General features: G+C 60.4%; 17 protein-coding genes. 7 read left to right on the top strand and 10 right to left on the bottom strand.

Annotated elements, in window-relative coordinates; translation table 11 throughout:
- Entirely contained in the window at positions 1–627 is a 627-nt protein-coding gene (locus GA0061101_RS11675; protein ID WP_037192937.1) for a TetR/AcrR family transcriptional regulator, read from the top strand.
- A gap of 211 nt (positions 628–838) precedes the next feature.
- Entirely contained in the window at positions 839–1,480 is a 642-nt protein-coding gene (locus GA0061101_RS11670) for a dihydrofolate reductase family protein (protein ID WP_037193338.1), read from the top strand.
- 130 nt (positions 1,481–1,610) lie between these two features.
- Here GA0061101_RS11670 and GA0061101_RS11665 read toward each other — a convergent pair whose 3' ends face one another.
- Complete coding sequence (locus GA0061101_RS11665; RefSeq protein ID WP_037192935.1) at positions 1,611–2,405, bottom strand: SDR family NAD(P)-dependent oxidoreductase; 795 nt, start codon at positions 2,403–2,405, stop codon at positions 1,611–1,613.
- 123 nt (positions 2,406–2,528) lie between these two features.
- On the opposite strand from GA0061101_RS11665, the gene GA0061101_RS11660 reads away from it, so the two are divergent.
- From GA0061101_RS11660 to GA0061101_RS11640, 4 genes are all read left to right on the top strand, one after another.
- Complete coding sequence (locus GA0061101_RS11660) at positions 2,529–3,494, top strand: GlxA family transcriptional regulator (RefSeq protein WP_037192933.1); 966 nt, start codon at positions 2,529–2,531, stop codon at positions 3,492–3,494.
- A gap of 323 nt (positions 3,495–3,817) precedes the next feature.
- On the top strand, positions 3,818–4,912 hold the full coding sequence (locus GA0061101_RS11655) for a diguanylate cyclase (RefSeq protein ID WP_037192930.1): 1,095 nt from the start codon (positions 3,818–3,820) through the stop codon (positions 4,910–4,912).
- Between the two features lie 143 nt (positions 4,913–5,055).
- Entirely contained in the window at positions 5,056–5,202 is a 147-nt protein-coding gene (locus GA0061101_RS41035) for a DUF1344 domain-containing protein (RefSeq protein WP_080760602.1), read from the top strand.
- Positions 5,203–5,518: 316 nt separating this feature from the next.
- Positions 5,519–6,778 (top strand): MFS transporter, encoded by a 1,260-nt coding sequence (locus tag GA0061101_RS11640; protein WP_037192925.1) that lies wholly within the window; start codon positions 5,519–5,521, stop codon positions 6,776–6,778.
- 22 nt (positions 6,779–6,800) lie between these two features.
- Here GA0061101_RS11640 and GA0061101_RS11635 read toward each other — a convergent pair whose 3' ends face one another.
- The 5 genes from GA0061101_RS11635 to GA0061101_RS11615 form a co-directional block, all read right to left on the bottom strand.
- Positions 6,801–8,069 (bottom strand): MFS transporter, encoded by a 1,269-nt coding sequence (locus GA0061101_RS11635; protein WP_051963323.1) that lies wholly within the window; start codon positions 8,067–8,069, stop codon positions 6,801–6,803.
- On the bottom strand, positions 8,066–8,395 hold the full coding sequence (locus GA0061101_RS11630; protein WP_037192921.1) for a hypothetical protein: 330 nt from the start codon (positions 8,393–8,395) through the stop codon (positions 8,066–8,068). The genes GA0061101_RS11635 and GA0061101_RS11630 overlap by 4 nt, the downstream gene beginning before the upstream one ends.
- 1 nt (position 8,396) lies before the next feature.
- Complete coding sequence (locus tag GA0061101_RS11625; protein ID WP_037192919.1) at positions 8,397–8,963, bottom strand: isochorismatase family protein; 567 nt, start codon at positions 8,961–8,963, stop codon at positions 8,397–8,399.
- Positions 8,964–9,022: 59 nt separating this feature from the next.
- Positions 9,023–9,448, bottom strand: a complete 426-nt coding sequence (locus GA0061101_RS11620) for a MarR family winged helix-turn-helix transcriptional regulator (protein ID WP_245297466.1) — start codon at positions 9,446–9,448, stop codon at positions 9,023–9,025.
- Between the two features lie 156 nt (positions 9,449–9,604).
- Positions 9,605–10,429, bottom strand: a complete 825-nt coding sequence (locus GA0061101_RS11615; RefSeq protein ID WP_037192915.1) for a helix-turn-helix domain-containing protein — start codon at positions 10,427–10,429, stop codon at positions 9,605–9,607.
- Positions 10,430–10,525: 96 nt separating this feature from the next.
- Here GA0061101_RS11615 and GA0061101_RS11610 point away from each other — a divergent pair, with 96 nt between their 5' ends.
- Complete coding sequence (locus GA0061101_RS11610) at positions 10,526–11,455, top strand: phytanoyl-CoA dioxygenase family protein (protein WP_037192912.1); 930 nt, start codon at positions 10,526–10,528, stop codon at positions 11,453–11,455.
- A 331-nt stretch (positions 11,456–11,786) separates the two neighbouring features.
- On the opposite strand, the gene GA0061101_RS11605 is transcribed toward GA0061101_RS11610, so the two are convergent.
- The 4 genes from GA0061101_RS11605 to GA0061101_RS11590 form a co-directional block, all read right to left on the bottom strand.
- Positions 11,787–13,136 (bottom strand): c-type cytochrome, encoded by a 1,350-nt coding sequence (locus tag GA0061101_RS11605; protein ID WP_037192910.1) that lies wholly within the window; start codon positions 13,134–13,136, stop codon positions 11,787–11,789.
- Between the two features lie 165 nt (positions 13,137–13,301).
- Positions 13,302–15,566: a xanthine dehydrogenase family protein molybdopterin-binding subunit gene (locus GA0061101_RS11600; protein WP_037192908.1), complete on the bottom strand. Its 2,265-nt coding sequence runs from the start codon at positions 15,564–15,566 to the stop codon at positions 13,302–13,304.
- The gene (locus GA0061101_RS11595; RefSeq protein ID WP_037192906.1) at positions 15,563–16,024 is read right to left on the bottom strand and encodes a (2Fe-2S)-binding protein; all 462 of its coding nucleotides are present in this window, start codon (positions 16,022–16,024) and stop codon (positions 15,563–15,565) included. The genes GA0061101_RS11600 and GA0061101_RS11595 overlap by 4 nt, the downstream gene beginning before the upstream one ends.
- A gap of 219 nt (positions 16,025–16,243) precedes the next feature.
- Positions 16,244–17,644 carry a M20/M25/M40 family metallo-hydrolase gene (locus tag GA0061101_RS11590; RefSeq protein ID WP_037192904.1) on the bottom strand — a complete coding sequence of 467 codons (1,401 nt, stop codon included), beginning with the start codon at positions 17,642–17,644 and terminating at the stop codon, positions 16,244–16,246.
- Between the last annotated feature and the right edge of the window lie 118 nt (positions 17,645–17,762).

Below are 17,762 nucleotides of genomic sequence, written 5' to 3'. Positions count from 1 at the left end.
ATGAGCGATAAAATCGACGAGCGGGATGATGTCGGGGAGCCAACGGGCTCGACAGATCGGCGCGTACGCGCTGACGCCCAGCGCAATCTCGACGGGCTGCTGCGGGCGGCCATGGCGGTGTTCGCAGCTTCCGGGGTGGACGCTCCCGTGCGTGAAATCGCAAAGACTGCCGGCGTCGGCGTCGGCACGGTCTATCGCCACTTTCCGCAGCGCTCCGACCTCATCAAGGCGGTCTTCCGTCGCGAGATCGATGCCTGTGCGGACGCGGCATCCGTTTTGGCCGGGGAGTACGATCCCGGCGAAGCGCTGGCGCGGTGGATGCAGCGTTTTGTCGACTTCATCTCGGCCAAGCGTGGATTGGCCGCTGCACTTCATTCCGGCGATCCGGCCTACGAAGCCTTGCCGGCCTATTTCGACAAGCGGCTGCGTCCAGCGCTGGAATCATTGCTGGATGCCGCCGCTGCGGCGGGCGAGATACGGGCCGGGGTCGAGCCGAACGACCTGCTGCATGCGGTCGCAAGGCTCTGCACGCCAGCCCATAATGTCGGGCCTGATCACGCGCGGCGGATGGTAGCGCTGCTCATCGATGGCCTGCGTTACGGAGCGGGCGCGAACAATCCTAGGTAACGTGCCGCATGTTTACTGTGCGTCATGTGTTGAGCAAGCGCCGCAGCGGTTCCTATGCTCTTCCGGGCAACGGCTTTGATGTCGAAAACATCAGAAGCGAGAAAAATATACGAAGTTCAAAAAACTGTCTCGATAATAAAACCAGTTGCGTTATTGCATCAGATATGCGACATCATAGTCAGTTGCGAAATGCAATCAGATGGAGGACGTCATGAGCAAGGTGCGAGTTGCAGCATTTTCCCTCTCCGTTGACGGTTTTGGTGCGGGACCCGAGCAGAGCCTCAATGATCCGCTGGGCAAGCGTGGAATGGAGCTTCACAGCTGGTTTTTCCGCACGCGCACGTTCCAGCAGATGTTCGGGAAGGAGGAGGGCTCGACCGATGTGGACGATGACTATGCCGCGCGGGGGATGGCCAATTTCGGCGCCTTCATTCTTGGCCGAAACATGTTTGGCCCGATCCGCGGCGAATGGCCGGATGATAGCTGGAAAGGATGGTGGGGAAATAATCCTCCATACCATACCCCAACCTACATACTGACGCATTATCCTCGCCCATCAATCGAGATGGAGGGCGGCACGACATTCCATTTCGTCACGGGCGGCATTGAGGCGGCGCTTGCGCAAGCAAAGGCTGCTGCCGGTGGCAGGGATGTGAAGATCGGCGGCGGCGTCAGCACAGTGCGCCAATATCTGAGTGCCGGTCTGATTGACGAGGTCCATTTTGCAATCTCGCCGGTCGTGCTTGGCAAGGGTGAGGCTATGTTCGAGGGAATTGACCTGCCCGCCCTTGGCTTCCGCGTCAGCGAGCATGTCGCAACCGCTCATGCGACCCATGTCGTTCTGACCAAATAGGCAGTCCAGGTTGACGCGGAAATCCGGATGCCAACCTGTCCAGTTCATTCGGAAGGAGTGAGCCCGATATTGAAGCGCCATGGTGTTATCCGGCGCTTCTCGATCGGTCACTCCATGCACTTAGGCCCTATCACTTTGACCGGTAGCGCTCGGCCTGAACAGCGCTTGAAAGATGCGGTAGCATAACCTGTCGTGTCGCTTCCCAGGCATCGTATTCTGCCGCGTCCATCAGTGAGGGTATCGTTGCAAACTCGGCCCGGTCGAGGCCCACGAGGGCCGCATCGACGAGATCCTCGGTTGACATGACCCACTCGCTCGGCAAGTTGCTGGACGGCAAGCCGGCAACATCCCAGAATTCAGTCGCCGTAGCGCCGGGCATCACGACCTGCACATGAACGCCGGTGTCTTTGAGTTCCTTGCGCAGCGAATGGCTGAAAGACAATACGAATGCCTTCGTCCCTCCGTAAACACCGTTCAGCAACTCCGGCGCAATGGCGACGATGGAGGAGATGTTGATGATGGTGCCTTTGCCACGCGCAACGAACCCTGGCACGGCGGCATAGGTCAATCGTGTGAGTGCCGTAACATTGATGTCGATCATGCTTTGCATGTCGTCGACCGATGCCGAGGCGAGCGGTGCGGCGCTGCCGAAGCCGGCATTGTTGACGAGATGGGTGATCGTACTGTCCGTTTTCAGGGTCGCTTCGACTTGGTCGCGCTGGGCGCCATCGGTCAGGTCTGCGACGATCGTGCGAACCTTCACTCCGTACCGGCCGGCAAGCCTGTCGGCGACGGCGTCGAGCTTTTGCCTATTGCGTGCGACGAGGATGAGATCGTGGCCGCGTGCTGCGAATCTGTCAGCATAGACGGCGCCGATGCCAGACGATGCGCCGGTGATGAGAACGGTTCCATGGGAGGTGATCATTGTACTGTCCTTGTCCTGCTTCGAAGGGTTTTTGTTTTTAAGAATGACAGAATGGTAACGCTGGACGGCAATGTCTCAAATGTCATATAACCGGCAAAAACGGACAAACGTCTGGAGATGCGCATGAGACAGATCGGCTTCATCATGGAAGACGGGTTTCAAGTGATGGGGATGGCGGCGCTGACGGCGTTTGAATTTGCCAATGCCGATCTCGGCCATGAAGCCTATCGATTGAGCGTCATGTCGGAGAGGGGAGGCACGATCCGCTCTTCGCTCGGCATAGGTATCGAGACACAGGCGCTGGGCGACTTCCCCGATACGCTCATGGTGATCGGGGAAATGGTGCCTCGTCCCATCACTCCCGCCCTTCGGAATTACATTGCGGCTGCGGGCCTGGAGTCGCGTCGTGTCGCCGGCGTATGTACCGGCGCATTCCTTTTGGCGGAGGCCGGGCTTCTCGACGGCAGGACTGCCACCACGCACTGGATACATGCCCGCACTCTCCAGGAGCGCTTCCCCTCGATCAAGGTGGATGAAGACCGGATCTTCGTTGTCGATGGCAATATCTGGACCTCGGCCGGCATGAGCTCCGCCATCGATCTGACGCTGGCACTGATCGAAGACGACCACGGGGTAGAACTCGCCCGCGCGATCGCCCGTAAAATGGTTGTTTATCATCGGCGCCCCGGCGGGCAGTCGCAGTTCTCGGCCCTGTTGGAACTGGAGCCGCGTTCGGATCGGGTTCGTCGCGCCCTGGTCCATGCCAAGGAGCATCTCCGCAATCCCCTGACGGTCGAGGAACTAGCCGAGGCGGCAAGCCTTAGCGCGCGTCAGTTCAGCCGCATCTTTCGCGAGGAAACCGGCCAGTCGCCCGCCAAGGCCGTCGAACGGCTGAGGCTGGAGGCGGCCAAGATCATGCTCGAAGAAGGCCGTCACTCCATGGATGTCGTGGCGCGCGATACTGGTTTTGCCGATCGCGACCGCATGCGTCGCGCATTCCTTCGCTTCTTTGGCCAACCGCCGCAGAGCTTGCGGCGCAGCCTCAGGCTGATCGAAGGCGAGGAGGAGGTATTACTTCCGGGTCGATGAAAGATGAACTCATGCCTGTGGATTGAGCGGGCGCTTGCGTGGAAGCCTCCATTATCGGGGCAGGCTGCTGCAGGCGAGCAGAATGCCCGGTCCGTGCGTTTCGACGCGGAGGAAACACCTCCCGGCTGATTGCCGTCGAGGGGAGTATGTCGTTGAAGTTGCAATTCGTTCTGAAACACAGCCGCGGTCGCCGTGTATTCCGTGGCCCATGCGAATCCACTGCTGAAGCTAATGTCATAAGGAAGTGAACGCGAAGCTTGACCACCGCGCCAGACGGGAAACATAGATAGCAAACAGGTCGGTTTTGGCTGGAAATCAATATTGTGGAAATCGAGTCGCATTTTGCCTCTTTCGTGCGTGTCCTGGGCCAAGTGGCTGTCATCGTCTACGCCTTTTCCTGGGTCATCCGGACGGTCGAACGCGGCGTTTTGAAATCCGTCGCTGTCGGGTTGCTGTTCGGCGTGGGCGGCATCCTGTCGATGAGCGATCCCATTCGTTGGATGCCTGGCGTCTTTCAGGACGGCCGCTCGGTTCTGCTCGTCCTTACGCCGATCTATGGCGGTCCGGTCGGAACTGTGGTGGCGGTGATCATGATGGCCTTGTTTCGTTTCGCAGCCGGCGGCATCGGGGCTGTCGGCGGCGTGGTGGGTATCATGGCCGTTGCGACCACCGGATATGTCTTGACGCTGCTGCCGCGCCAATGGATCGGGACTGGCTGGAAACGATCTGCCTTGTTTGGCCTGGCGACCGGCGCATCGCTTATTGTTCTCGCTTTCCTGCCTTCGCCGCTCGCGCATCAGCTCCTCGTTTCGGCGACGCTTCCTGCGATGGCGACCAATTTCCTCGGCGTCCTCCTGCTGTCGGATCTGCTTGAGCGGGAGTGGTATCGTATCGGCATTCAACGCGTGCTCGAGAACGAAGCCAGCGTCGATCCGCTGACAAGGCTGCCAAATCGCCGCGTGCTGCAGCGTGAAGGCGATCGCTGCAGCAAGGAAGCGGGAACCCGGCGTATCCCTTTTTCGATCATCATGCTCGATATCGATCACTTCAAGAAGATCAACGACAGCTACGGGCACTCCTTTGGCGATACGGTCCTTGCCCGGGTGGCGGACATAATACGGCAGACCGTGCGCAAGACCGATATCGCTGCCCGCTACGGCGGCGAGGAGATCGTCGTCCTCTTACCAAATACAGACACAAGGGCTGCTGCCATCGTTGCCGAAAAGATCCGCAAGGATATCGAAGCGACGGTGCTGACGTTCGATAACAATGCCATCAATGTCACCGTAAGCATCGGCGTTGCGTGTTCGGATGAACCCGCCACCGACTTCAAACATGTGCTGGAGGCTGCCGACAAGGCGCTCTATCGTGCGAAGGCCGGCGGGAGAAATCGTGTGGAGAAGGCGAATGCCGCCTGAAGACGATCGGTAGGAGACGATTGAACGCGGGTCGTTGCGGCCACGAGGCCGCATGAGATGATGTGCTCGCCCAGGCTCACGACCTCCTCGTGATCTATCTTCCCAATTGGTGTTGATCTGCTGCTCGTCAGAACAGCGCGCAGATCACGCTGTCCACGGGCACGACCATCAAACTGCCCGAAAACATCGAGGTTGAGACCTTCAAGGTCGGCGAGCGGGTTTCGGTGAAATACACCATACAGAAATCCGCCTCTCCCAGGCCGCGCGAAATATATTCGGCGGTCTTTTGATCGTCTTCCACGACGAGAATTTTCATGCTTCGGCAGCGCTCCTAGAGCCTGGCTGAACAAGGTGTCAGCGGCCTGAACGGCAGCCGCCATGGATGGTACATTGACGACGTGCGGATTTCTGGTTAGCTGTGATGTCATGAAGATCGCAATGGTTCTTGTCGTGGTAAGAGGGCGCATGGGCAGGATGGTGTAGCCATCCGGCGAAAGCACCCATGCGCGGTAAGCAGGCTCCTGACGGGGCCTTTTTTTATGCCCGCAATTCGGGCCGCGCCTCGTCAGATTTCACGCTCCCCCCACTGACAAGACGGACATAGCCATGACGGGCAATCATTCCATTGAGACTTCGCGCACGCAATCGACCGGAGAAACGGACAAAATTCCGGCTGCCGCTCCGCCGCGATTGACAACTCTCATATTGCTTTCGGCGCTTGCGGTACTGCCGGTAAACATGATCCTGCCGTCGCTGCCGAATATCGCTGCTGAGTTCCGGGCGGATCGCGCCCTCGTCAATCTTTCGGTCGCAGGATACGCGATCGTAACCGCCCTGATCGCGCTCATAGCAGGCGCGGCGTCGGATCGGTATGGACGCAGACCGGTCGTATTGATCGCGGTCTCCATCTTCATAGCCGCCTCTGCCGGCTGTGCTCTTGCCGGCAATATCGGCGTATTCCTTTTGTGTCGGGCGATGCAGGCGTCCATCGATGCCTGCTTCTCCATTGCCCTCGTCATCATCCGGGAAACCTCGAGCGATCGCAAAGCCGCAAGCAGGTTCGGCTATCTTGCCATGGGCTGGGCCGTCGCGCCGATGCTTGGCCCGATGTTGGGTGGGTTGCTGGACGAACTATTCGGATGGCGAGCGAATTTCTTTATTCTGGCTATCCTCGGCGCGGCTATTTTCGCATTGTCGATGCGCGATGTCAGGGAAACGGCCTTACGTTCCACAAGACCGCGGGGTAACTACCTCGCTGCCTATGGGACGCTGGCAAGCTCGGCGCGGTTCTGGGCCCATGCCGCGTGCATGGCCTGCTCCATGGGGACGTTCTATATCTTTCTCGGAGGTGCGCCGCTGGTTGTCGCCAAGTCGCTTGGGGCGTCCGGCGCGGAACTTGGCTTTTACATGGGCATGACGCCGGCCGGCTTTATCCTCGGCAGCTATTTGACCGGCCGCTACGCCGCTCGCTATGCGCTGAGCACAACAGTTATCGTCGCACGTCTCTTGACCTGCCTGGGATTGCTGATCGGCTTCGCCTTATCGATGTTGGGCACGACGCATATTCTTGCGTTCTTCGGCCCGTGCATGTTCATCGGCATAGGCAACGGCCTGACCATGCCCGCGGCCAACGCCAGTGTACTGTCCATACGTGCCGATCTTTCCGGCACGGCCATGGGGCTAGCCACCGCGATGAGGATTGCCGGTGGAGCGCTCATAGCCTCTGCTGCCGGCTTGTTGCTCGATCGCTCGGGCGCGACCTATGTGCTTCTCGGAACAATGCTGGCATCCGCGTCGCTAGCGTTGTTGGCGGCACTTGGCGCAGCCGTGATCGAGAGACGCATAACCAAGCTCGTGTCAGCGTGATGGCGATCTTTCATTGCCACTGTCATAAACCTGGCCTATCTGGCGTTGGCTGCATGTCGTCATCCGTTCGCTCACGTCGGGCTTGTCGCATCGTGGCGTAAAGTCCGACGATAGCGGCGGCAAAGCCTGAAGCGGCACCGATGCCGAGCGCCCAGCGAGGGCCGTAATGATCGGCCACCCAGCCGACGATCGGGGCGCCGATCGGCGTACCCCCGAGTGCAATGCTGACGCGCAGCGCCATCACTCTTCCGCGCATGGCCGGCGCTGTTGAAAGCTGCATGAGGCTGTTCGTGGTATTGGTGAAGGTGAGCGCCGCAATGCCGGTGACGATGAGAGCGGCGGCAAATAGCCAATAGCCGGGAGCAAACGCCGCCAGCGTGCAGCCGATCCCGAAAACACCGGCGCCGACAGGAAGGCCCTGGAAGCGTACCTTTTCACGGCCGGCGTTCAGGAGGGCGCCGGTAATCGTTCCAATCGCCATCATTGATGACAGGAGGCCGTATCCCGCAGCGTCGGCGTGGAAGATGCCGACCGCCATCGCGGATATGAAGATCGGGAAATTCAGGCCAAAGGTTCCGATCAGAAACAGCATGAGCAACATTGCCCTGAGGTCCGCCCGGCTCCGGACGTAGCGGAGCCCTTCGACGAAGTTTCCCCTGGCGCGGATCACCCTGGCATTCGAGCGCAATTGGTCGACGCGCAGGAAGGCGAGCGAGACGAGCACCGCCACGAAGGACACGCCGTTGATCAGGAAGGCCCAGCCCGTACCGATCGCTGCGATGACAACGCCGGAGACAGCTGGACCGACCATGCGCGCGACGTTGAAGGAGGTCGAATTGAGCGCAACCGCATTTGACAGGTTCTCGTCGCCGACGAGTTCGGCGACGAAGGTCTGGCGAACGGGAGCATCGAGGGCAGCCGCGCTGCCGAATAGGAAGGCGAAGATGTAGACGTGCCACAGCTGCACGATGCCGAGGACGGTTAGGGCGCCGAGCGCCAGGGAGAGGCCGCCCATCGTGGCCTGGGTGGCGATGAGGAGTTTGCGCTGGTTGAAACGGTCCGCCGCATATCCCGTCCAGGGCAACAGCAGCAGCTGCGGCGCGAATTGCAGCGCCATGACGGTGCCGACGGCCGAGGCATCATGATGGGTGAGCTCTGCAAAGACCAGCCAGTCCTGGGCCGTGCGCTGAACCCAGGTGCCGATATTGGAGACCAGCGAGCCCGCTGCCCAGACGCGATAGTTGAAATGCCGCATCGACCGGAAGGTGGCGGCGAGCGGGCTCTTCTTCATGGACGGCTGGGCGTATTGCCGCCGTTGAAGCGACCGAAATGCCACGCCATCATCACTGCGAGCAGGAAGGCGCCCACGCTGGCAACGGCGGCATCTCCCACATCATCGAGTGCGAAACCGCCGATATGTACGAGGAGCAGATAAGCAATGAAGAGATTGAAGAAGCCCCAGACCACGTTCGTCGTCGAGGACGAGTGTCCTTCACCCCGCGGCCTGGCGAAGGGGGTTTGGAACGGCTTGCCCATGACGCCGCTGACGACATGCGGCACAGCGTTCATCAGGAAAGCGCCGCCGAAAAAATAGGATATGAGATGAGAGATCGACATATTATTCGCTCCGGCTTGCAAGCAGTTGCATGACGTCGTGGGCAGTCCCGGTCTCGCCGAGCCGCGGGAAGATCTGGTTGATGCTGTATTCGTGCGCCTCGGTGCGCGCGTCCGTCATGGCATCGATGGCAAGCGTCACATTGAAGCCCTGTTCGTAGGCCTGTCGAGCTGTCGACTCGACGCCCGTGCCGGTCGCGACGCCGGTGATGACGACCTGTGTGACGCCTCGCGACTTCAACTGCCTATCCAGATCGGTACTGGCAAAAGCACCCCAAGTTCGCTTTGTCACGACGATGTCATCGGGCTGTCGATCGATCTGCGGAATGAAATCGGTGAAGTCCTCGGAAAGGACGCTCGCATGTTGTCGTTGTCGTTCCGTGCGGCCGGGCGCCACGCCGGCAACATTGACGAGCACGATGGGAAGCCGATGCTTGCGGAATGCACTGATCAACTCGACCGTCCTATCCACGATCGGGCCGATGGCGTGGATGAAGCGTGAGCCGATGATGCCCTTCTGGAGATCGACAACGATAAGTGCGGTCTTTGCGTCAAGCGCGGTCAGCGCCATGGGATTTCCTTTTTCGGATTGTTCGCAGATTTCGGGGGAGGAACCGTTGATGTCGATTGTTAATCGTCGACCAGCCGCCGCAGCAGCTCGAGGGATGTCCGGAGTTGCTCTTGCTCCTCCAGGGAAAGTCGCGCTTCGATCTTGCGATGCAGCCAATCCTGCCGCGCGGCACGGCCCTCCCGAATCAATCGAAGGCAGGTGTCGGTGAGCGACAGGATGGTTTGCCGCCCATCCGCCGGGTCCGGCACGCCATCGACAAGCCCGGCCGCCTCCAGCGCACTGACGACCGCCCCCATCGACTGCGGCCGCATGACTTCGGCGCGCGCGAGGTTTGATGTCGTCGCCGGCCCGTCCTTATCGAGGCGCAGAAGCACAGAAATCTGCGTCGGCGTCAGGTCTCCGACATTAGCCTGTTCACGCAGCCGGCGTTTGAGCTTGCTCATGATGCCGCGGAGATCCTGTGCGAGGGCGGCGGCATCCGCCATGTGAGGTTTATCCGATTGATCACTCATACGCACTTCATACCATATATGAAGGCAAACTGTAAAGATTATCTTCTAAGATAGGCTTATCATATGTACGCGAACTAGCGAAGCTCGCATTCTAACCAGCGGTCCTCGCCAATAATTTTGATTGACGCTTCAAGTCCTCTTGTAGCGTGCTCGGAATTCGCGCGGCGTGCAGCCTTCCCTTTCATGAAACAGCCGCGAAAAGTAAAAGGCGTCGCCGATCCCGACCCCAGCGGCAATGATCTCGATCTTGTCGTCGGTGGTTGCCAGCAACTCCTTGGCGTGATCCATGCGCACCCGAAGCTGGAAGCCCTTTGGCGACAGTCCGATTTCTGCCGTGACCTTTCGGCGCAGCGTGGCAGCCGACATTCCATGTTCGGCGGCGAATGCGGCCATGTCGAGTGGTTGCATGGCTCTTTTGCGAAGCGCTTCGACGATCGCGGCGATATCAGATCCGTCACGGCGTGACGGTGTCGCATGGCTTGCCTGCCGGGCCGCCGACACGACGATCTGGTGAAGAATTGCGGCGGCAGAGGCTCTGGCGAGGTTCGTATCGTCGAGCAGATCGGCGTGGAGACTGGTGAAGAGGCGCTGCACCCGGTCGAGATTGCGCAGGGTCACGATTGGGGATTGTTCGCTAATGAGCCGCAGTCGCACGAAGTCGCGCACGAGTGAACCTTCGAAAAGCGCCCACCGTTCGCTCCAGCCTGAAGCATCCGGCCCATATGAATGCTGTCGGCCCGGAAAAAGCCAGAAAAGCGCCGGCCCCTCCACGCTCTGCCGGCCACAGGCACCGGTCTCGAGAAAGCCCTGGCCTTGCTCCACCAGAACCACCGCATAACTTGGCAGCTTCCGGTCCCTGACCGCGTGCCTCACCTGCTGTTTTCCACTACCGGTGACTGCAAGGCCGCCGGCTGCTGCGAGAGGGGATCGATAGACTGCTTCGGCTGTTCTCATCTGAGCGAAAAGTCCAGTATGGCTTTCCTCTATGTAGGAGAGTGTCCTTATCCGCTACATTCTGGACACTATCAACGCAAGCTTCGGACGAGTGAAATGTCGGTTTCCGCACAGACGACGCAATCCAGCGAGGAGACGCCCGCCCTTACTGCTAACGGAAAGATCCTGTCGACGGCACCGGATCGGTTCGGATATCTGACGCCGACCGATCCGGCGATCGGTGTCGGGGCCATCCGCCGTCTTTACGAGGAGAACGGCTACGTATGGCTGAAGGGCTTTTTGCCGCGCAACGACGTCATCGAATTCCGCGGCTGGGTTTTCGGCCATCTGGCCAGCGTTGGACTGATCGAGCAGGGAACGGATCCGCGAGAAGGGATCGCAGGCGCGGCTGTGACGGACAACAGGGCAGTGGACCGATATCTCATGTCTCTGGTCCGGTCGGTTGCATATGAAGGCTTCTGCGCACAGCCACGCATGGCGCGTTTCATGGACGAATTTCTGTCGGGCATCTCCTATTTGCACAAGCGCAAGATCATGCGCCATGTCCGGCCCGGCACGACAACCGTGACGCCGGCGCATTACGATCTCGTCTATCTCCGCGGCGGCACGAGCCGGGTTGTGACCACATGGATTCCCCTTGGCGATATTCCGGTCGAAATGGGCGGCCTGGTCTATCTCGAAGGATCGCACACGATCGGCCTCAGAATGGAACGTGAATTCAGCGAGCAGAACGGGGATCTGAGCCCTGAGGAACGCATAAGCGCCTACAATCGAAACATGACGGAAGGCGGATGGGTTTCAAAGGACTTGCCCGACATGGCGGAGCGTTTCAATACGCGTTGGTTGGCCGCGGACTACCAGGCGGGAGACATCATGCTCCACTCGCCCTTTATGATCCACGCGTCGACGACCAATCAGGACAGGAGTCAGCGGCTGCGCCTGTCCACCGATATCAGGTACCAGAACGTCAATGACGAAATCGACGCACGATGGAACAACCATTGGAGCCTGGACGATATGCTCTAGCGTTGAGCGCGGATGACCTGACCTCCTGATCTGCTTGGCGCGGAGAAACGCATGCCATAGAATTGGAGAGGCATTGGCGGCGTCGGGCTCGGCCTGTCGATTGCCCCGGGGCGTTGCCCGGCAGCATGGTGGCGACATCCTCCTTCAGCCAAACAATCCCGGCCCCAGGGCAATCATCTCATTGCCGCAGGAGGGGCCATGTGGAGGCGTCCTCAAGGGTGAGCAGACGAATGAGGCGAGCGCGGCCTGCCAAGCTTGCGGAACAGCAACATGAGGCGGAAAGTTCACCGGACCTTTCCGCCCAACCTTGTTTGAGGGCTCGGCGGCAGATCTATCGCATTTGGAGCACGATGGGACTGCTGCTTGCCGGATCGGTGTGCGTGCGCAGGGCTTTCACGTCGTTTGCCACAACCGGTCCCCCTTGATTTCCCCAGGAGGAGCGCACGAAAGTCAGGACATCGGCGATCTGTTGATCCGAAAGCTGCTGTCTGAACGGAGGCATGCGATAGGCGTCCGGAATACCATTCGCCACGACGCGGCCGGAGCCGTTCAGGGTGACATTGATCTGGGACGCGTTTTCCTTCGCAAGCGACGAGGTCGATCCGGCCAGAGGTGGAATCCACGGCGCCTTTCCGCGGCCGTCGACACCATGACAGAAACTGCATTTCGCCACGAATGTCTGTGCGCCGGGGTTGTCTTGATGGGCAGGAAGGGAAGCGCTATCCGCGGCGGCCTTGACATATTGCCAGGGCGTCCCGTCGCGGGCAGGATCCCCAGGCAATGATTTCAGATAATGGCTGATCGCCCTCAGGTCGTCGTCGGTCATGAACTGCGTCGAATTGTTGAAGGCATCCGCCATCGAGCCGAAGACGACGCCGTGCTCGTTCCTGCCGTTCTTGAGAAATGCGTAGATGTCCTCCTCGGTCCACCGGCCGAGACCGGTATTGGGATCGCCCCGCAGGCTCGGGGCATACCAGCCGTCGAGAAGAGCGCCGGAAAGGTAGAGCGGGCTGCTTTCATCGAGCGCTTTTTCCGCCATGGTTATCGCACGCGGCGTATGACAGCTTCCACAATGCCCCGGCCCTTGGACGAGATAGGCACCCCGGTTCCAGCTGCTATCGCCGGCGGTCTTGGGTTGATAGGTTCCGCCCTCTGTGAAAACCGCGTTCCACAGAGCCAACGGCCAACGCATGTTCAGCGGCCATTTTATGTCCGAAAGCCTGCTTGCCTGATGAACCGGCTCGACCCGGTTCATGAAGTAGGCATAGAGCGCCCGAATATCGTCGTCGCTCATCTTCACGTAAGACGGGTAGGGCATCGCCGGATAGAGACGCTGTCCATCGCGCGCCACGCCCTGGCGAACGGCGCGGTCGAAATCGGCGAGCGTATAGTTGCCGATGCCGGTTTCCTTGTCCGGCGTTATATTCGTGGTGAAGATGGAACCTAGCGGCGTCCCCATCTCGAGGCCTCCGGCAAAGGGGGCGCTTTTCGGAGTGCTGTGACAGGCAACGCAGTCACCCAGACGCGCGACATATTCGCCCTGTTGAAGCAGCTGCTCCGTTGGAGCCTGCGCCTCGGCGATATTGTCGAAGGGGGAGGCCGGTTTCCGGGTGACGAACCATGTGAGGCCGCCAGCGACAAGCACGACGATCAAAAGAAGAACCAGAAGAAATTTCCGCAAGGGTGCCTCACGTCTTTGCTAGAGGGTTTCGTATTCGGCTATTCGGGAGCCAGTCGCGATTGACTGCTTCGCCGAACAGACCGGATCAGCTTGCTGATTTCCGGCTCCCCGTCCGATAAATGGACCGGGAGCCGGAAACGTGCGCTGCGCAGCGAGAGCTGCGCTCTAGCTTTCGAACGTGTAGTTGGAGAGCGGCATGCTGCGGATCCGCTTGCCGGTCAGCGTCGAAACCGCATTGGCGACCGCCGGAGGAATGGCGGGAAGACCCGGCTCGCCGATGCCGCCCATCTCGGCCCCGCTTTCGATGATGCGAACATGCACGCGGGCCATGCGATCGGGCGGCAGGATCGGATAGAGATCATAGTTGCGCGCCACGGGCTCGCCGTTCTTGTAAACGGCTTCCTCCATCAGCACCTGCGATAATCCGAGAGCGGTTGCCGAGTTGATCTGTGCTTCGATGATTGCCGGATTGACGATGCTGCCGGGGTCGATTGCCTCCCAGACGTCGTGAACGACGACCTGCCCGTTGCGGATGGAGACTTCAGCTATCGCCGCCGTATGGCTGCCGAAGGGAGACGCCATTGCGAGGCCGCGCGCTCGGCGCGAGCCATCTTCCGCGGTGAACGGTCCCCGCTTCCAGCCGCCGGAGAGATCGCCGACGGCCTTCAGCAGATTGCTCAGCCGCTCATTCTTCTGCAGCAGCTTTAGGCGCAGTTCGTATGGATCCTGCCCGCCCTTGTCGGCCAGTTCGTCCAGAAATGTCTCATAGAAGAAGTCATTCATGGAATTGCCGACCGAACGCCAATAGGCGAGCATCGTCGGATTTTTCACGTAGATCTGGGCGATGCGGTAGTTGGGGATGGCATAGGACTTGCCGGTCAGGCCCTCCAGGGCTGTCGGATCCAGCGAGTCCTCCTTATGGCCGAAAACGCCTTCCGTCGGCCCTTCGCAAGCGCTGATGGCTTCGAGCGCGACGGGCATGCCGCTGGCGTCGAGCGCGCCCCGGAAACGCACCGCGGCCATCGGGCGCAGCGGGTCGCGCAGAAATTCCTCCTCGCGGCTCCAGATCAGCTTGACCGGGCGCCCCACCGCCTTGGCAAGTTGGATGGCCTGGGGATAGGGGTTGGCGGATGGATAGAGAAAATGGCGCCCGAAGAAGCCGCCGAGAAGCGGGCTGTGGACCGTGATTTTCGAAGCGTCGAGCCCGGTCAGCTTGGCAATGTCGGCCTGGAATTGCTCCGGCGCCTGGTTGGGCATCCAGACTTCTAGAGTGCCGTCCGGGTTGAAGCGTGCCAAGGTCGAGGGCGGCTCCAGTTGTGCGTGATGCACATACTGGCTCTTGTAGGTGGCCGAAACGACGGTCTTAGCGCTCGAGAGAGTCCCGGCGGTATCGCCGACATTCTCCGCGTCCTTGCCGGTGCCCGGCTCGTTTGCCAGCCGATCGCTGAAGGCTGCGGTAGAGAAATCCGCCGGCATCTGGCGAAACGCGGGATCGGCATCCGGGCCGGGCTCTTTCCAATCGACCTGAGCCGCTTCGGCGGCGCGCTTGGCATTCCACCACCGCTCGGCAACGACGCCAACAGCGCCTTGCAGGTTATGAACGGAGTGGACGCCCGGCATCGCGCGAAGCTGGTCTTCGTTGCGGATACGGCCGACGATCAGGCCTAGGCGCGGGGCGTGCTGGACGGCGGCATGCAGCATGCCGTCGACCTTGCAGTCCATCGCGTAGACCGCCTTGCCCGTCGATTTGTCATAGACATCGAGACGCTCGACCGGCTTGCCGATCCAGCGGAACTGGCTCGGGTCCCTGAGCGCCACGCTCGCAGGGTCCGGCACGGGAAGATCCAATGCCTCCGTCGCGACCTCGCCATAGGCAAGGGAGCGTCCGGACGCCGCATGGATCACCCGGCCCGGCTCTGTCGTCAGTTCGCCGATCGGCGCATCCAGGCGCTTGGCGGCGGCCTGCAGGATCATGTTGCGTGCGAGCGCACCGAGCTTGCGCATGGTCTCATAGCTCGTGCGCACCGACATGCTGCCGCCGGTGATGCGCATCTTGCCGTGCACGACCAGATAGTCGTTACCCGTCGGTGCGTTCTCGACCACGAACATTTTCGGATCGACATCGAGCTCTTCGCCGACGATCTGGGCCATCGCCGTGAAGACGCCCTGGCCGCCTTCGGCGAACGGGCTCATGAAGCGGACCGTGTTGTCGGGGCGGATTTCCAGAAACGCGGGGACGCGCGTGCCCGGAGGCATGGGGCCGGCGGCCTGCTGCGCTCGTGCGGTGCCGATCGGAACGCCGAAGCCGAGGACAAATGCGCCCGTTGCAGCCCCGGCGGAGGCAAGGAGAAAGCGCCGCCGCGAGATGTTGACCGGAGATCCGGTCGGGAATTCATCTTCGGGAACAAGATTGCGGTTGGACTCGGTCATAGCGTTTCTCCTTCTTTCGAGGAGAGGTCTTTGACGGCCGCCTTGATCGCGTTGTAGGTCCCGCATCGACAGAGATTGATCATCGCCGCGGCGATCTCTTCGTCGGAAGGATTGGGTGTCTCCTTGAGGAGTGCCGTTGCGGCGACGACCTGACCCGATTGACAGTAACCGCATTGCGGAACCTGGTGCTTGACCCAGGCGGTGACCACCCGTTTGCCGACGGGATCGTTCTCGATGGCCTCGATCGTGGTGATCTGGCGACCAACGACGCTGTCCAGTGGCGTCACGCATGAGCGCACCACTTCTCCATCCACCAGGACGGAACAGGCACCGCATTGCGCCAGCCCGCAGCCGTATTTCGTGCCTGTCAGGCCAAGTTCATCGCGGATGATCCAAAGGAGCGGCGTGTCTCCGTCCGAGGTGACTTGGTACGACTGACTATTGATCTGAAGATTCATGAAATGCCTCCTGCGGCTTTCGATTGCGAACCTTCAACGCCGTGCGTCGTTTGATGATCTGAATGCTCAACAACCGGATGACGCATAGCTCAGGCTCACAACCCCAGCCTACAATATTTAAGCTGTCTCATCAAAAAGATTAGTATGTGAATCGCGATAGAAGTTAGAAGCCAGATTCATAAATCATTGGCTGAGCAACACGATGATAGCGGCTTCGCATCATATATCGCCGAAGGCCGCCAGGATGCGGACCCAGGATCGGATCCCCTTGTGAAAGCTCGAGAGATCGTATTTCTCGTTCGGGCTGTGGACGCGGTTGTCGAAGCGGGCAAAGCCGACCAATAGCGCATCGCAGCCAAGCCGCCGCTTGAACTCGCCGATGATCGGGATCGATCCGCCAGTTCCCGCCAGTGCCGCCTCGCGCTGCCATTCCGTGCTCAATGCTTCGAGTGTCTTGCGCAGAAACGCGCTGTCGAGCGGCATCGTCGTTGCGGGCGCCAAGCCATGGTCCTTGAAGCTGACCGAGCAGTCGGCCGGAATACGAGCACGCACATGCGCCTGGAATGCGTCACGGATGGCGATCGGATCCTGGCCCTCGACCAGGCGAAAGGAGATCTTGGCGCTCGCCTTTGCCGGGATGACCGTTTTGAAACCAGCGCTTGTATAACCTCCACTCATGCCGTTGATCTCGCAGCTCGGACGCGCCCAGATCTGCTCGAGGATCGAGCGGTTCTTCTCGCCTGCGGGGATGCTGAGGCCGATATCGCGAAGGAAGCCTTCTTCATCGAAGGGTAGCGCCTGCCATTGCTTGCGAACCGCATCCGGCAATTCCCGCGTGCCGTCATAAAAGCCGGCGATGGCCACGCCGCCATCCGGCGTGCGCAGACTGGAAACGACATCCGCAAGGACTTGCAATGCATTGCGCGCGGCATTGCCGAACATGCCGGAATGCAGATCGCGATCGGCGCAGGTCACCTCGACTTCCTGGCCGACCAGGCCGCGCAGCATGGTTGTGACGGCCGGCGTGTCATGGTCCCACATGTCGGTATCGCAGACGAGAACCGTATCCGCGGCAAGCTCGGCGGCCGTCCTATCGAGAAATGGAGCCAGGCTCGGGCTGCCTGCCTCTTCCTCGCCCTCGAACAGCATGCTGACCTGGATGGGTAGGGCGCCTGTCACGGCTTTCCAGGCGCGACAGGCTTCCACGAAGGTCAGCAGCTGTCCCTTGTCATCCGATGCGCCGCGCGCGACGATGGCGGTGTCGCCGTTTTCGAGCGGCTGCAATACCGGTTCGAAGGGATCGGTGTTCCAGAGCGCCAGGGGATCGACGGGCTGCACATCGTAGTGGCCGTAAAAGAGCACATGCGCCCCGGATGCCGCCTTGTCGTGAGCGACCACCATGGGGTGGCCGGTGGTGTCCCGGACGGACGCATCGAAGCCCATGGCCGTCAGATCTGCGGAAAGCCATTCCGCGACCCGGCGGCAATGATCGCCATAGGCAGGATCGGTGGAGATGCTGGGAATGCGGATAAGGTCGAAGAGCCGACCCAGGCTTTGATCGATGGTGCGGTCGACATGGGCAAGAACGGCATCGATCTGATCGGCGGTAGGCTTCGGCATGGGCTCGTTTCCAGGCTGTGGGTTTCGCATCCTGCCACCGGCAGGCAGCGGATCATGCAAGGAAACGGCCCATGTTTCAAATCTTTAGCGTTGCCGCGCAGAGGTCATCCGCTATCGT

It is taken from the genome of Martinezella lusitana, assembly GCF_900094565.1.
GTDB lineage: Bacteria > Pseudomonadota > Alphaproteobacteria > Rhizobiales > Rhizobiaceae > Rhizobium > Rhizobium lusitanum.
The sequence above is the reverse complement of the archived record's forward strand: the minus strand, read 5'-3'. Positions and strand labels throughout refer to the sequence as shown.